Source organism: Arthrobacter sp. G.S.26 (assembly GCF_050847375.1).
In the GTDB taxonomy this organism is placed as follows: domain Bacteria; phylum Actinomycetota; class Actinomycetes; order Actinomycetales; family Micrococcaceae; genus Arthrobacter.
On the sequence record NZ_CP193752.1, the window covers coordinates 1,040,746 to 1,055,786 of the forward strand.

The 15,041-nt window shown below is 60.9% G+C and carries 9 protein-coding genes and 3 rRNA genes; 10 read left to right on the top strand and 2 right to left on the bottom strand.

Features of this window, described 5'->3' with window-relative positions; all coding sequences use genetic code 11:
- Nucleotides 1-11: 11 nt before the first annotated feature.
- From ACRB8A_RS04830 to ACRB8A_RS04865, 8 genes are all read left to right on the top strand, one after another.
- Nucleotides 12-881: a DUF1295 domain-containing protein gene (locus ACRB8A_RS04830; RefSeq protein WP_432245713.1), complete on the top strand. Its 870-nt coding sequence runs from the start codon at nt 12-14 to the stop codon at nt 879-881.
- 165 nt (nt 882-1,046) lie between these two features.
- Entirely contained in the window at nt 1,047-1,451 is a 405-nt protein-coding gene (locus tag ACRB8A_RS04835) for a hypothetical protein (RefSeq protein WP_432245714.1), read from the top strand.
- Between the two features lie 204 nt (nt 1,452-1,655).
- Nucleotides 1,656-2,696, top strand: a complete 1,041-nt coding sequence (locus ACRB8A_RS04840; RefSeq protein ID WP_432245715.1) for a LacI family DNA-binding transcriptional regulator — start codon at nt 1,656-1,658, stop codon at nt 2,694-2,696.
- 46 nt (nt 2,697-2,742) lie between these two features.
- The gene (locus ACRB8A_RS04845; RefSeq protein WP_432245716.1) at nt 2,743-4,845 is read left to right on the top strand and encodes a beta-galactosidase; all 2,103 of its coding nucleotides are present in this window, start codon (nt 2,743-2,745) and stop codon (nt 4,843-4,845) included.
- Nucleotides 4,846-5,479: 634 nt separating this feature from the next.
- Nucleotides 5,480-7,005: ribosomal RNA gene (locus ACRB8A_RS04850) — 16S ribosomal RNA — on the top strand.
- 552 nt (nt 7,006-7,557) lie between these two features.
- Nucleotides 7,558-10,700: ribosomal RNA gene (locus tag ACRB8A_RS04855) — 23S ribosomal RNA — on the top strand.
- Between the two features lie 227 nt (nt 10,701-10,927).
- Nucleotides 10,928-11,044, top strand: a 5S ribosomal RNA gene (gene rrf, locus ACRB8A_RS04860).
- The 16S, 23S and 5S rRNA genes sit together here, the layout of an rRNA operon.
- A gap of 158 nt (nt 11,045-11,202) precedes the next feature.
- Nucleotides 11,203-11,706 (top strand): mycothiol transferase, encoded by a 504-nt coding sequence (locus ACRB8A_RS04865; protein WP_432245717.1) that lies wholly within the window; start codon nt 11,203-11,205, stop codon nt 11,704-11,706.
- A gap of 62 nt (nt 11,707-11,768) precedes the next feature.
- Here ACRB8A_RS04865 and ACRB8A_RS04870 read toward each other — a convergent pair whose 3' ends face one another.
- The gene (locus ACRB8A_RS04870) at nt 11,769-11,966 is read right to left on the bottom strand and encodes a hypothetical protein (RefSeq protein WP_432245718.1); all 198 of its coding nucleotides are present in this window, start codon (nt 11,964-11,966) and stop codon (nt 11,769-11,771) included.
- A gap of 258 nt (nt 11,967-12,224) precedes the next feature.
- On the opposite strand from ACRB8A_RS04870, the gene ACRB8A_RS04875 reads away from it, so the two are divergent.
- Nucleotides 12,225-13,301, top strand: a complete 1,077-nt coding sequence (locus tag ACRB8A_RS04875; RefSeq protein ID WP_432245719.1) for a TerC family protein — start codon at nt 12,225-12,227, stop codon at nt 13,299-13,301.
- A gap of 83 nt (nt 13,302-13,384) precedes the next feature.
- On the opposite strand, the gene ACRB8A_RS04880 is transcribed toward ACRB8A_RS04875, so the two are convergent.
- Nucleotides 13,385-14,578 carry an IS30 family transposase gene (locus ACRB8A_RS04880; protein ID WP_235504790.1) on the bottom strand — a complete coding sequence of 398 codons (1,194 nt, stop codon included), beginning with the start codon at nt 14,576-14,578 and terminating at the stop codon, nt 13,385-13,387.
- Between ACRB8A_RS04880 and ACRB8A_RS04885 the strand changes: the two genes are divergently transcribed.
- Entirely contained in the window at nt 14,540-14,938 is a 399-nt protein-coding gene (locus ACRB8A_RS04885) for a hypothetical protein (protein ID WP_157371076.1), read from the top strand. The two genes, ACRB8A_RS04880 and ACRB8A_RS04885, sit on opposite strands and share 39 nt — an antisense overlap.
- The last annotated feature ends 103 nt before the right edge of the window (nt 14,939-15,041 follow it).

Consider the following 15,041-nt stretch of genomic DNA (forward strand, 5'->3'; position numbering starts at 1 on the left):
AAGGACCACCCATGACCACCAAGAGCCGAAATGCCCTCATCAGCATCCCCATCGTGGTGGTGGTGGGTGCCCTGATCGCGCTGGCCGGCAGCCAGGGAGGATCCACCATCGGTGGCATCTCCGTCTTCGCGATTGGGGTGGCCGCCGCGTTTGTGATCCAGTGGCTGGTCTTCATCCCGTCCTTCGCCGCGCAGACGGAAAAGTTCTACGACTTCACCGGCGCCCTGACCTATATCGCCATCACCATCTTCCTGGTGCTGGCTTCGCCGGGAGTGGATGCCCGCGGCCTGATCCTGGCTGCCATGGTGGTGTTCTGGGCCATCCGGCTGGGCAGCTTCCTGTTCCTGCGGGTGATGAAGCATGGCAAGGACGACCGGTTCGACGAGATCAAGCCCGACTTCCCCCGCTTCCTGAACACCTGGACCGTCCAGGGCCTGTGGGTAGTGCTCACCGCCGCGCTCGCCTGGGTGGCCATCACCTCGGACAAAAAAGTGGGCCTGGACTGGTTCACCGTGGTGGGCGTCCTTGTGTGGGCCGTGGGCATCGCCATCGAAATCGCCGCCGACATCCAGAAATCCGCCTTCAAGGCTGACCCCGCCAACGAGGGCCGGTACATCTCCACCGGTCTCTGGTCCAAGTCCCGCCACCCCAACTACTTCGGCGAAATCACGCTCTGGGTGGGCGTTGCCATCATCACCCTGCCCGTGCTCCAGGGCTGGCAGTGGGCCGCGCTGATCTCCCCGGTCTTTGTGGCCTTGCTGCTTACCAAGGGCAGCGGCGTACCGCTCCTGGAAGCCAAGGCCGACAAAAAGTGGGGCGGCCAGGCCGACTACGAGGACTACAAGAAAAACACCCCGGTCCTGATCCCCAAACTGAAGTAGGACTCCGGCGCGCAGGCGCTGACGGACGACGGCGGCACCCGGGTGGGTGCCGCCGTCGGCCGTTAAGCGCTGGCTAGGGAAGCGGCCCGTCAGTTACGTTGGACGATTGAAATCTTTTGATGTGGGGGACTTATGCCGGTACGAAACGCCGTTCGGAGGACAGCGGTGGCAGGCCTTGCCGCACTCACGCTGGCTTCCTGCACCACGGTGCCTCAACAACCTGCGCTGGCGATTCTTGACCGGCCAGCCATGAATGACGATGCCGTCCCGGCGTTCGTTGACCTTTCCGACATGGCTGCTGACAGTGTGCGGCTGGCTGCCGAGGACGGGGGCTTCCGATTTTACCTTGCCCGCCCAGCCCGGGACGCCGGGATCTGCCTGATCCAGGTGGCCGACGGGGATGAAGACCGCTGGGGATCGGCCTGCAAATCCGACGGCGGGCCCGTTTTGACGGCGAACCTGCTGGGCTACGGCAGCGACGCCGCTGTGGTGGCTGATGATGCCGACGCCGGGGACCTCGTGGCGCAGGGCTATGAGGCGGTCCAGGGCAACATCTTGCTTCGGCGCTGAGCTGACGAACTCGACACGCAAGTTCATTTTCGACCCGCTCATTCCCTGCCGCGCCAGGTATATGGGTGGCGCGATGGAAGGTGCGAGTCGGTGCGGAATGTGCGCGTCGAAACCACGGCCATCAGATGGTTGACAGCGCTGTCAGGGGAGCGTTACCGTTGGGAAGCGCCATCACTGACAGCGCTGTCAATCCAAAGGAGCACCATGGAGTCCGTTAGCCGCGCAGCCCGCCCGGCCGCCGTCTCCATGACTGACGTGGCCCGCCATGCCGGCGTGTCACTGAAGACCGTTTCCCGGGTGGTCAACGCGGAGCAGCATGTCAGTGGCGCCGTCCGCGAAACCGTGCAGCGGGCCATCGAAGAGCTGGGTTACCAACCCAACGGTGCTGCCCGGGCGCTGGCGTCCAAGCGGACCAAGCGGATCGGCATGATTGCCGCCAGCACCTCCTTCTCCGGCCCGTCCGCCATCCTGGACGGCGTCGAAAAGGCCGTCCGCCAGCAGGGCTACTCGCTGGCGCTAGTCCGGACGCAACCGGACGAAGGCTACGAAATCCAGCACGCCATCGCCCAGCTCATCAGCCAGGGCATCGACGGGCTGATCCTTTCCCAACCCGTGGGACCGGATAATCCGGGAATCCAAGGCCCCGCCGGCGTTCCCCTGCTGAGTATCGACTACCCCGACGCGCGGCACAGCGCCGGGGAAATAGTTGTCGGGACCGATGAAGTGGACGGAGCGCGGCAGGCCGTCAACCATCTTTTGTCCCTGGGGCACCGCACGGTGTGGCACCTGGGCGGTGACCCGGCGTGGGCCGCGGCCCGCCAGCGCACCCGCGGCTGGCGCGAAACGCTGGAAGCGGCCGGCGCATCCGTCCCCGAACCCGTTTTCGGCGACTGGACGGCGGCCTCGGGGTATGCGCAGATGCAAAAAATGCTCGACGCCGGCAGCCCCACCGCCGTCTTCGTTGCCAACGACCAGATGGCCATCGGCGCCATCCACGCCCTGGAGCGGTCCGGCCGGAGCATCCCGGGCGACGTCAGCGTGGTGGGATTCGACGATGCTGACGAATCCGCGTTCCTCCACATACCCCTGACCACCATCAGGGCGGACTTCCAGGACACGGCGCACCAAGGAGTCCTCCGCCTCATTGAGTCCATTAACGGCCGGGACGAGGCACCCAGGCAGTTCACGCTCCCGGTCCACCTGGTGATCCGTGAGTCCACCGCTCCACCACGCAACGCCGGCTAGCCAACTCCGCTCCCTCTGCCATCCCGCGAGCCCGAAAGGCACCACCATGCCCATCCCCACCGACAGCATCCTCTTCGGCGCTGCGTACTATCACGAGTACCAGCCCACCGAAAGGCTCGACGCCGACATGGACCTGATGAAGGAGGCGCACTTCACCGTCATCCGGGTGGGCGAATCCGTCTGGTCCACGTGGGAGCCGGACAACGGGGTGTTTGACCTCGACTGGCTCCAGCCGGTCCTGGATGCGGCGCACGCCCGCGGCATCCGGGTCATCCTGGGCACCCCCACGTACGCGGCGCCGCCGTGGCTGGCACGGCTGTACCCGGAGATCAACGTGCACCGGTCCACCGGCCGGCCCATGGGCTGGGGCGCCCGGCAGGAAATCGACTACACCCACCCGGCGTTCCTGTTCCACGCGGAGCGGATCATCCGTAAGATCATCGCCCGGTACGTGGACCACCCGGCAGTGATCGGTTTCCAGGTGGACAACGAGCCCGGCAACGAGATCTTCCACAACCCCGGGGTTTTTCAGAAGTTCATCGGGCACCTGCGCAAGCAGTACGGCACCGTAGAGGAGCTCAACCGGGAATGGGGCCTGACGTACTGGTCGCACAGGCTCTCGGATTGGGCCGATCTGTGGACCCCGGATTCCAACGCGCAGCCGCAGTACGCGCTGGCGTGGCGCCGGTTCCAGGCGGAGCTGACCACCTCCTACATCCACTGGCAGGCCGAGGTGGTGCGCGAGTACGTCCGGGAGGACCAGTTCGTCACCACCTGCATCTCCTACGAACGGCCCACAGCCCAGGATGATGCCTTGACGTCCCGGCTGGACGTGACCGCCGGGAACCCGTACTACCGGATGCAGGACCACTTGGCGCTGCCGGCCGTTGCGCCGACTCGGCAATCGTGGACCACCGAGGGCACCTGGTCCCTGTATGCGACGGCGGACCGGATGTTCTCCTCCAAGCAGGCGCCGTTCCTGGTCACCGAGACCAATGCGCAGGCGATTGGGCACGCGCACCAGAACGAGCCGGCCTTCGATGGGCAGTGGCGGCAGGCCGCGTGGGCTTTGGTGTCCCGAGGGGCCTCGATGATCGAGTACTGGCACTGGCACACGCTGCATTTCGGGGCCGAAACGTTCTGGGGCGGGGTGCTGCCGCACAGCCTGGAACCGGGCCGCGTGTACCAGCACATCAAGGAGCTGGGTGCGGACTTCGCAGCGGCGGGAGACCTGGTCACCGGCCTGACTCCGGACGCTGACATTGTCCTGGTGTACTCGAATGACACCAAGTGGGCGCTGCAGGAGAACCCGCAGCTGCCGCTGCCCGGGCCCGACTGCCAGCCGGACCCGCGTTCCTACCAGGCCATCTTCGATGCGTTCTACCGCGGCGCGTTTGAGGCTGGGCTGCAGTCTCGGCTCCTGCACGCGGGCCAGATGACGGACCTGGACCCGGCGGAGTACGCGGCGGCCCAGCCGGTGCTGGTCGCTGCCGGGCTGGCCATCGCTTCCGATGCAGAACTGCTGTGGCTGCGTTCCTACGCTGCCGCCGGAGGCCACCTGATCCTGGGGATCCGGACCGGGTACCAGGACCAGGAGGCCCGGGCGCGGCTGGAGCGCAAGCCCGCGCACCTTGCCGAAGCCGCGGGATTCTTCTACGACGAGTTCAGCACGCTGGCCGGGCCCGTGGATGTGGTTGCCGCTTCCACGTCCGGGGCCGGCTTTACGCTCAGCCCGGGTGCCGCCGGCGCACGGTGGATCGATGGGGTGCAGGTCCAGGGCGCCGAGGTGCTGGCGTCCTATGACCACGTCCACTTCGGCCGGTGGCCGGCCGTGACCACTTCCGAGCACGGTTCCGGCCGGGTCACCTATGTGGGGACCGTTCCCAACGAGGCGCTTGCCCGCGACATCGCGGCATGGGCTGCCCGGCAGGGGAGTGACTGGCGTCCGAACGCCGACTCGCAGACCGTCACGGGTGCAACCTCCCGTTCCGGCGAGCAGCTGCGGTTCGTCCACAACTGGTCCTGGACACCGAGCAGCTTCAAGTTGCCTGGCGCAGTCCGGGACGTGGTCTCGGGGGAGTCGTTCGGATACGGCGACGAGCTTGAACTGGGCGCGTGGGACGTGCGGGTTCTGGTGGAGACAAAATAGGGCATTTAACGCCCGACGGCGGCACGGCTGGGCCTCCGTTTCCGGCTGTTTTGGTGTGTGACTCACTGCATTGTGGCTGGTTTTGGCCTTGTGTGGGTGTTGGGTGGGGTGGTGGTCCTTGTTTTCCTTGTGTTGGCGGGGTTTTCGGGGGCCATCACCCGTTGTGGGGGCTGGTTTGCTGTGGTGCGGTTGTGCGTGTATTGTTTTCTAAGTCGCCGCGAGGGAGACAGCGAGAAGCTGGGTACCGCGGGTGACCAACCCCCATTTTGAACGGCCTGGAATATGGTTCGCTTGTTTGCGTGCCGGTTTTTTGGGTGGGGTGGTTGCTGTTGAAGCGTGATTCTGCGTCAGAGATGCGGGTTTGCAAAGCTTCCGGTGATCGGGTAAGTTTGAAAAGTTGCTCCGGAGCGATCTGCGACCTGTGGTTGTGGTGGTGTCGGGTGTGTCTGTTGTTTGAGAACTCAATAGTGTGCCATGTTTGTTGATACCAATTTTTTGTATTGAATTGGTTGAATTGGCTGGATGATGCCGCCCCTGTGGTGTTGTCTGGTTTTTACAGCTGGTTTCGAATTTTGTGCAGCCATTTTGTCCCGTGTTTCCGGGGTTGGTGGTTGTGTCTGTTTTTGTTTTTACTTCAACGGAGAGTTTGATCCTGGCTCAGGATGAACGCTGGCGGCGTGCTTAACACATGCAAGTCGAACGATGACCTCCAGCTTGCTGGGGTGATTAGTGGCGAACGGGTGAGTAACACGTGAGTAACCTGCCCTTGACTCTGGGATAAGCCTGGGAAACTGGGTCTAATACCGGATATGACTCCTCATCGCATGGTGGGGGGTGGAAAGCTTTTTGTGGTTTTGGATGGACTCGCGGCCTATCAGCTTGTTGGTGAGGTAATGGCTTACCAAGGCGACGACGGGTAGCCGGCCTGAGAGGGTGACCGGCCACACTGGGACTGAGACACGGCCCAGACTCCTACGGGAGGCAGCAGTGGGGAATATTGCACAATGGGCGCAAGCCTGATGCAGCGACGCCGCGTGAGGGATGACGGCCTTCGGGTTGTAAACCTCTTTCAGTAGGGAAGAAGCGAAAGTGACGGTACCTGCAGAAGAAGCGCCGGCTAACTACGTGCCAGCAGCCGCGGTAATACGTAGGGCGCAAGCGTTATCCGGAATTATTGGGCGTAAAGAGCTCGTAGGCGGTTTGTCGCGTCTGCCGTGAAAGTCCGGGGCTCAACTCCGGATCTGCGGTGGGTACGGGCAGACTAGAGTGATGTAGGGGAGACTGGAATTCCTGGTGTAGCGGTGAAATGCGCAGATATCAGGAGGAACACCGATGGCGAAGGCAGGTCTCTGGGCATTAACTGACGCTGAGGAGCGAAAGCATGGGGAGCGAACAGGATTAGATACCCTGGTAGTCCATGCCGTAAACGTTGGGCACTAGGTGTGGGGGACATTCCACGTTTTCCGCGCCGTAGCTAACGCATTAAGTGCCCCGCCTGGGGAGTACGGCCGCAAGGCTAAAACTCAAAGGAATTGACGGGGGCCCGCACAAGCGGCGGAGCATGCGGATTAATTCGATGCAACGCGAAGAACCTTACCAAGGCTTGACATGGACCAGACCGGACTGGAGACAGTTCTTCCCCTTTGGGGTTGGTTCACAGGTGGTGCATGGTTGTCGTCAGCTCGTGTCGTGAGATGTTGGGTTAAGTCCCGCAACGAGCGCAACCCTCGTTCTATGTTGCCAGCACGTGATGGTGGGGACTCATAGGAGACTGCCGGGGTCAACTCGGAGGAAGGTGGGGACGACGTCAAATCATCATGCCCCTTATGTCTTGGGCTTCACGCATGCTACAATGGCCGGTACAAAGGGTTGCGATACTGTGAGGTGGAGCTAATCCCAAAAAGCCGGTCTCAGTTCGGATTGGGGTCTGCAACTCGACCCCATGAAGTCGGAGTCGCTAGTAATCGCAGATCAGCAACGCTGCGGTGAATACGTTCCCGGGCCTTGTACACACCGCCCGTCAAGTCACGAAAGTTGGTAACACCCGAAGCCGGTGGCCTAACCCCTTGTGGGAGGGAGCTGTCGAAGGTGGGACTGGCGATTGGGACTAAGTCGTAACAAGGTAGCCGTACCGGAAGGTGCGGCTGGATCACCTCCTTTCTAAGGAGCACCTACAGTCCTTCATTCCTCATGTATGTGGTGGGTGGGGGTTGTCAGGAGTAAAGGCCCGTTGCGCAGACGATTGTTCTGCGGCGGGTGCTCAAGGGTGGAATATCAACAAATAGGTGCCTGGTGGCACGAACCATGGTTTAGTACGGGTTACTCCTTCGGGGGTGGTTCAGGAACGATGATGGTCTGTGGTTGCTGGGTAGTGTATGGCACACTGTTGGGTCCTGAGGCAACAGGACCGGGGTGGTTCCGTGGCTGGTCTTTTTGGCTGGTGCGGGGCTGGTTCGGGTTTGTTTGTTTCTGGTTTCCTGGCTGCACCGAACACACGGTTGCTTTTCCTTTTGGGAGGGTTGTGTGGGGTGTGTGGTTTGGGGTTGTTGTTTGAGAACTACATAGTGGACGCGAGCATCTTTTATAAGAAGCAATTTCCAAGAATATGAACCTGGATCTGGCTGCGCGTGATGGTGTCACCTTTCGGGGTGGTGTTGATCGTGTGGTTGGTTTCTGTGGTTCTCTCGAAAATTAGCGTTTTTGATCTTTTGTGGTCAAGTTTTTAAGAGCACACGGTGGATGCCTTGGCATTAGGAGCCGAAGAAGGACGTAGGAATCTGCGATAAGCCTGGGGGAGTCGATAACCGGACTGTGATCCCAGGGTGTCCGAATGGGGAAACCCCGCCAGGCGCGCGAGTGACCTGGTGACCCGCATCTGAACACATAGGGTGTGTGGGGGGAACGCGGGGAAGTGAAACATCTCAGTACCCGCAGGAAGAGAAAACAATAGTGATTCCGTTAGTAGTGGCGAGCGAACGCGGATCAGGCTAAACCGTTCCATGTGTGATAGCCGGCGGGCGTTGCATGGGCGGGGTTGTGGGACTTTCCATACTGGTTCTGCCGGACCGGTGGGGTGTGATGTACAGGCATAGGTGAACGGTCTTGAAAGGCCGGCCAGAGAGGGTGTGAGCCCCGTAACCGTAATGTTTTGTGCCGCCTGTGAGAGTATCCCAAGTAGCACGGGGCCCGAGAAATCCCGTGTGAATCTGTCAGGACCACCTGATAAGCCTAAATACTCCCTAATGACCGATAGCGGACCAGTACCGTGAGGGAAAGGTGAAAAGTACCCCGGGAGGGGAGTGAAACAGTACCTGAAACCGTGTGCTTACAATCCGTCGGAGCAACCGCACCTTGTGTGCATAGTAGTTGTGACGGCGTGCCTTTTGAAGAATGAGCCTGCGAGTTAGTGTTACGTCGCGAGGTTAACCCGTGTGGGGAAGCCGTAGCGAAAGCGAGTCTGAATAGGGCGTTGCAGTGGCGTGATCTAGACCCGAAGCGAAGTGATCTACCCATGGCCAGGTTGAAGCGACGGTAAGACGTCGTGGAGGACCGAACCCACTTCAGTTGAAAATGGAGGGGATGAGCTGTGGGTAGGGGTGAAAGGCCAATCAAACTTCGTGATAGCTGGTTCTCCCCGAAATGCATTTAGGTGCAGCGTTGCGTGTTTCTTGCTGGAGGTAGAGCTACTGGATGGCTAATGGGCCCTACAAGGTTACTGACGTCAGCCAAACTCCGAATGCCGGTAAGTGAGAGCGCAGCAGTGAGACTGTGGGGGATAAGCTTCATAGTCGAGAGGGAAACAGCCCAGACCACCAACTAAGGCCCCTAAGCGTGTGCTAAGTGGGAAAGGATGTGGAGTTGCGAAGACAACCAGGAGGTTGGCTTAGAAGCAGCCATCCTTAAAAGAGTGCGTAATAGCTCACTGGTCAAGTGATTCCGCGCCGACAATGTAGCGGGGCTCAAGTACACCGCCGAAGTTGTGGCATTCAAATATTAGCTAAGCCCTTGTGGTTCAGGCGTTTGGATGGGTAGGGGAGCGTCGTGTGGGCAGTGAAGTCGCGGTGTAAACCAGCGGTGGAGCCTACACGAGTGAGAATGCAGGCATGAGTAGCGAAAGACGGGTGAGAAACCCGTCCGCCGAATGATCAAGGGTTCCAGGGTCAAGCTAATCTGCCCTGGGTAAGTCGGGACCTAAGGCGAGGCCGACAGGCGTAGTCGATGGACAACGGGTTGATATTCCCGTACCGGCGAAAAACCGTCCATGTTGAACAGGGGATACTAACCGCCCGAGACCTGACCGCCCGCCCTTGTGGTGACGTGGTTTTTGGTGGAGCGCGGGACCTGATCCTGGGAGGCAAGCGTATTAACAGGTGTGACGCAGGAAGGTAGCCAAGCCGGGCGATGGTTGTCCCGGTCTAAGGATGTAGGGCGAATGGTAGGCAAATCCGCTGTTCATGATGCCTGAGATCTGATGGGACCCCCTTTAGTGGGGGGATTTGGTGATCCTATGCTGCCGAGAAAAGCATCGACGCGAGGTTTTAGCCGCCCGTACCCCAAACCGACACAGGTGATCAGGTAGAGAATACTAAGGCGATCGAGAGAATTATGGTTAAGGAACTCGGCAAAATGCCCCCGTAACTTCGGGAGAAGGGGGGCCCCAACCTTGAACACCACACGCTGGTGGGAGGGGATCGGGGCCGCAGAGACCAGGGGGAAGCGACTGTTTACTAAAAACACAGGTCCGTGCGAAGTCGCAAGACGATGTATACGGACTGACTCCTGCCCGGTGCTGGAAGGTTAAGAGGACCGGTTAGCCGCAAGGCGAAGCTGAGAATTTAAGCCCCAGTAAACGGCGGTGGTAACTATAACCATCCTAAGGTAGCGAAATTCCTTGTCGGGTAAGTTCCGACCTGCACGAATGGAGTAACGACTTCCCCGCTGTCTCAACCATAAACTCGGCGAAATTGCAGTACGAGTAAAGATGCTCGTTACGCGCAGCAGGACGGAAAGACCCCGAGACCTTTACTATAGTTTGGTATTGGTGTTCGGAGTGGCTTGTGTAGGATAGGTGGGAGACGTTGAAACCCGGACGCCAGTTCGGGTGGAGTCATCGTTGAAATACCACTCTGGTCACTTTGGACATCTAACTTCGGCCCGTAATCCGGGTCAGGGACAGTGCCTGATGGGTAGTTTAACTGGGGCGGTTGCCTCCTAAAAAGTAACGGAGGCGCCCAAAGGTTCCCTCAGCCTGGTTGGCAATCAGGTGTCGAGTGTAAGTGCACAAGGGAGCTTGACTGTGAGAGAGACATCTCGAGCAGGGACGAAAGTCGGGACTAGTGATCCGGCGGTACATTGTGGAATGGCCGTCGCTCAACGGATAAAAGGTACCTCGGGGATAACAGGCTGATCTTGCCCAAGAGTCCATATCGACGGCATGGTTTGGCACCTCGATGTCGGCTCGTCGCATCCTGGGGCTGGAGTAGGTCCCAAGGGTTGGGCTGTTCGCCCATTAAAGCGGTACGCGAGCTGGGTTTAGAACGTCGTGAGACAGTTCGGTCCCTATCCGCTGCGCGCGCAGGAAATTTGAGAAGGGCTGTCCTTAGTACGAGAGGACCGGGACGGACGAACCTCTGGTGTGTCAGTTGTACTGCCAAGTGCACCGCTGATTAGCTACGTTCGGATGGGATAACCGCTGAAAGCATCTAAGCGGGAAGCTCGCTTCGAGATGAGATTTCCATACACCTTGTGTGTGAGAGGCCCCCAGCCAGACCACTGGGTTGATAGGCCGGATGTGGAAGCGAGGACTAACGACTCGTGAAGCTGACCGGTACTAATAGGCCGATAACTTACACCACACACCACCCCCGCAACCTTCCCTTCAAAAGGGGTTGCACCCGTGGGGTGGTAAAAAGAAACAAGACTGCTTGCGTCCACTATGTGGTTCCCAAACAACAAAACCTGTTGTCGGGAATCAACAACTACATAACAACACCACACCTGCCCCACCACGGGCAGGACGAACAATGTTGTAACCACAGATTTCCCACCCCCGGGCAACACCCCAGGGGACGGGTAGAAGGGTTACGGCGGTCATAGCGTGGGGGAAACGCCCGGTCCCATCCCGAACCCGGAAGCTAAGACCCACAGCGCCGATGGTACTGCACCCGGGAGGGTGTGGGAGAGTAGGACGCCGCCGGAACATCATTAACGGTCGAGGCCCCAACCAGCACATGGTTGGGGCCTCCCACATTTAACAAACAAACACCCCCGTTGACCTATCAGATACGGTCCCCAAACACCCCGAATAACAACCACAACCGATAGCACAACGAGGGGGGGCCGGTAGACTCGGACCCCATGAACACCAGCGAACTCCTCCTCGAGAGCTTTGGCCGGATCCCGGAAGCTGTGGAAGCCACCCTGAAGGGCCTCGACACCGACAAGCTGACTTACCGGCCGGGCGGTACAGGAAACTCGATCGCCTGGCTGCTGTGGCACCTTGCGCGGGTGGAGGACGCCCAGGTGGCGACCGTTGCCGGCCTGGAACAGGTCTGGACGGCCCAGGACTTCGCCGGGTCCTTCGGCTTGGAGCTGCCCGTGGCAGATACGGGCTACAAGCACTCCAGCGAGGAGGTGGACGCCGTCAACGCCTCAGCCGAGCAGCTGCTGGCCTACTACACGGCTGTGCACCAGCAGACGGGGGCCTACATTCGCAGCCTCACCGATGAGGACCTGGACCGGATCGTCGACCGTCAGTGGGATCCACCGGTCACCCTGGGCGCCCGGCTGGTGAGCACCATCGTGGACTGCGTCCAGCACGTGGGCCAGGCCGCCTACGCCAAAGGCCTGCCGACTAACTAAGGCGGAAGGCCGCCGTCGTCCGCTTCATCCTGAGCCCACGAGGCTAAGTGCCAGGCACCACGTCAATCAGCTTGGCCGGCTGCCTGCCGCTTGTCCCGGCGAGGGGTGAGCTGTCCGTAAACGATCCAACCCGCAACGGCTGCCAGCATCAGAAGGCCCAGCTCCGGCGGCACGTGGCCCAGCGCGGCCAGGGGTGTCAGGGCGATGCCCAGGACACAAAGGACAAGAAGCCCTATGCGGTACGGTCGTTTGGCGATCATCAGGCTTACCTCCCAGTGCGGTCCCTTCCAGCCAAGCACGATGGCACGCGAAGTCAAGTCAATCGCGCCACCTGCAGGGCCACAGTGCAGCACCACCACTAAGCATGGGTTAGGGTTTAACCATCAAGGGGAGTACTCCCGTCTGTGATCGGCCCGTCAATACGGATGCAGCGAAGCATCCCGGGCCCATCGGTTCCGGCTCCAGTCCGGGCGGAGGAGACCTTGGCGTCATGTCAACGCCTACCCTTGGAGTACCCCATGCAGGTAACACCACTGATCTGGATCATCACCCTCGCGGTGACCGTCCTGTTCTTCGTTTACGAGTTCTTCGCGCACGTGCGCAAACCCCACGAACCCAGCATCGCCGAATCGGCCCGCTGGTCGGCGTTCTACATCGGCTTGGCGCTGGTGTTCGGCGTTGGGATCGGCCAATTGTCCGGTTGGACGTACGGCGGTGAGTACTTCGCCGGCTACCTCACGGAGAAGGCACTGTCGATCGACAACCTGTTCGTCTTCCTGATCGTGATGACCGGCTTCGCAGTCCCCAAGATGTACCAGCAGAAGGTCCTGATGGTGGGCATCATCATCGCCCTGGTGCTGCGCGGCGGGTTCATCGCCATCGGCGCCGGGCTGATCGAGAATTTCTCCTGGATCTTCTACATCTTCGGCGCGCTGCTGCTCTTCCTGGCCTACAAGCAGGCGTTCGGCGGCCACGACTCCAACCCGGCCGACGGCAAGTTCATGCAGCTGGTCCGCCGGGTCCTGCCCGTCACGGACGAGTACCACGAGGACAAGCTCACCGTGAAGAACGACGGCAAGCGTTTCGTCACCCCGATGCTGCTGACCATCATCGCCATCGGCTTTGTGGACCTCATCTTCGCCGTGGACTCCATCCCCGCAATTTACGGCCTGACCGACGAGGCCTACATTGTCTTCACCGCCAACGCCTTCGCCCTGATGGGCCTGCGCCAGCTGTTCTTCCTGATCGGCGGGCTGCTGGAACGCCTGGTGTACCTGGCCCAGGGCCTGGCCGTCATCCTCGCGTTCATCGGCGTGAAGCTGGTCTTCCACGCCCTGCACGTCAACGAGCTGACCTTCATCAACAACGGCCAGCCGTTCCTGTGGGTCCCGGAGATCCCCATCTGGTTCTCGCTGCTGTTCATCGGCGCCACCATCACCGTGGCCACCGTCGCGAGCCTGCTCAAGACCCGCGGCGACGGCACCAAGAAGGACCGGGACACGTTCGACGGCGGTCCGGTCGCCTCGGCGGACACGGACGGCGTGGATGCGGATCAGCAGGTCGAGGAGACCACAAGCGGTTCCGCAAAGCGGTAGCCGCCCCGGCGGCCTGACAGGCACATAGCGGACGACGACGGCGGGAGGGCGGTTTCTAGGGGTCGTTGCAACACCGTTGGTGGCTAGGTGGTTGTTAGTAGATCACGCAGGCGCTCGGCAGGGGTATCCCAGCCGAGCGTTTTGCGTGGGCGGGCGTTGAGTTCCTGGGCGACGTGCTCGAGGTCTTCGGGTCCGTAGACAGAGAGATCGGTGCCTTTGGGGAAGTATTGCCGGAGCAGCCCGTTGGTGTTCTCGTTGGAGCCGCGTTGCCAGGGGCTTGCTGGATCGCAGAAGTAGACCTGTATGTCTGTGGCGAGAGTGAAGGATTTGTGGGCTGCCATTTCCACGCCCTGGTCCCAGGTCAGGGATCCGCGGAGGTGGGCCGGCAGGGTGGACATCGTGGCGATGAGTCCGTCCCTGACGGATTCCGCGGTGTGATCGGTTGGCAGGTGGACCAGCATGACGTAGCGGGTGGAGCGTTCGACCAGGGTTCCGATCGCTGACTGGTTCAGCGCCCCGGTGATTAAGTCCCCTTCCCAATGTCCGGGCACTGCCCGGTCCTCGATTTCGGGAGGCCGTTCGGAGATCATCACCATGGGATCGACGAACCGAGGCCGTCGCTCGTCGCCGTTTCTGTGAGGCTTCCGGCGCGCCCGGCCGGTCCGCAGGGCGGTCGCGAGTTCTCTACGCAGCCCGCCCCGGCCCTGAAGGTAAAGCGCCTGGTAGATCGTCTCGTGGGTCACGCGCATCTCCTGATCATCGGGAAAGTCCCTGATCAAAGTCTTGCTGATTTGTTCCGGCGACAATCGCAGGAGCAGTTTCGCTTCGATATGGTCACGCAGCCGGGGCAGGACCAGGATCTTGCGTTCTTTTGGTCTTGGCCGGCGGGAGGCAGCTTTGCGGTGGGCTGCGTAGGGTTGGTACCCGATCACAGGCTGGCTATTGCGGGCGAACTCCCTGCTGACCGTTGATGGCGAGCGGCCGAGTGCGGCCGCGATGGCACGAAGTGATGCCCCGGAGGAGCGGAGGTCCCGGATCCTTTCCCGGTCCTGCAGCGACAGGAACCGCCCGTCGAGGGTCTTGTCCAGAGCGTCGAGCCCTGGAAGGGATATGCCCCGGACGCCCGGGGTGGTGGTTGTGCTCACTTCACGTGTGTAGTCCACGGACCGCCCGCCAGGATAGATGCGTCCATTCCTGGTTTTGCGGATCCCAACGTCCCACTCCTCAGCTGTGGTCTGGTGGATTCCCAGAGCTGCTGCGGCCTCGCGCCGGGACATACCGGCATCCCGGAGGCGGCGGAAGTCTTCGCGCTGCGGTCGGTCAGAGCGTTTGCGGGCTCTCCCGGCTTTCTGCATCCACCGATAGCAAGTGTTCCGGTTCAACCCGAGTTCACTGGCAGCAGCGGTGACACTGCCGGCCCGTTGCAGAACAGTAAAAAACAGGTCCTTCTTTTCCTGCGTGTGCTTTTCTCGCCCAGCCCCAATCCCTGCCTTGTGGGTCCACTGATAGCACGTCATCTGATTGAACCCGAGCTCCTCCGCAGCAACTGCCACCGAGCCAACCCGGTCGAAAACAGCAAAGAAGCGGTCCTTCTGTTCCTGCGTGTACTTTCTCTTCCCCGACGCTTTCCTGATTAAAGACGGCACGGTCGTTGCAACTCCCAAAATCTAGGGGTGTTGCAACGACCGCTAGAACCCAAGGAGGCTCCCGCCGTCGTCGTCCGTTTCTGCGCAATACCGT

Excerpts from the sequence above, each read along its gene's own strand:
- ACRB8A_RS04830 (WP_432245713.1), top strand. The coding sequence starts at position 12 with ATGACCACCAAGAGCCGAAATGCCCTCATCAGCATCCCCATCGTGGTG.
- ACRB8A_RS04840 (WP_432245715.1), top strand. The coding sequence starts at position 1,656 with ATGGAGTCCGTTAGCCGCGCAGCCCGCCCGGCCGCCGTCTCCATGACT.
- ACRB8A_RS04845 (WP_432245716.1), top strand. The coding sequence starts at position 2,743 with ATGCCCATCCCCACCGACAGCATCCTCTTCGGCGCTGCGTACTATCAC.
- ACRB8A_RS04865 (WP_432245717.1), top strand. The coding sequence starts at position 11,203 with ATGAACACCAGCGAACTCCTCCTCGAGAGCTTTGGCCGGATCCCGGAA.
- ACRB8A_RS04870 (WP_432245718.1), bottom strand. The coding sequence starts at position 11,966 with ATGATCGCCAAACGACCGTACCGCATAGGGCTTCTTGTCCTTTGTGTC.
- ACRB8A_RS04875 (WP_432245719.1), top strand. The coding sequence starts at position 12,225 with ATGCAGGTAACACCACTGATCTGGATCATCACCCTCGCGGTGACCGTC.
- ACRB8A_RS04880 (WP_235504790.1), bottom strand. The coding sequence starts at position 14,578 with ATGTCCCGGCGCGAGGCCGCAGCAGCTCTGGGAATCCACCAGACCACA.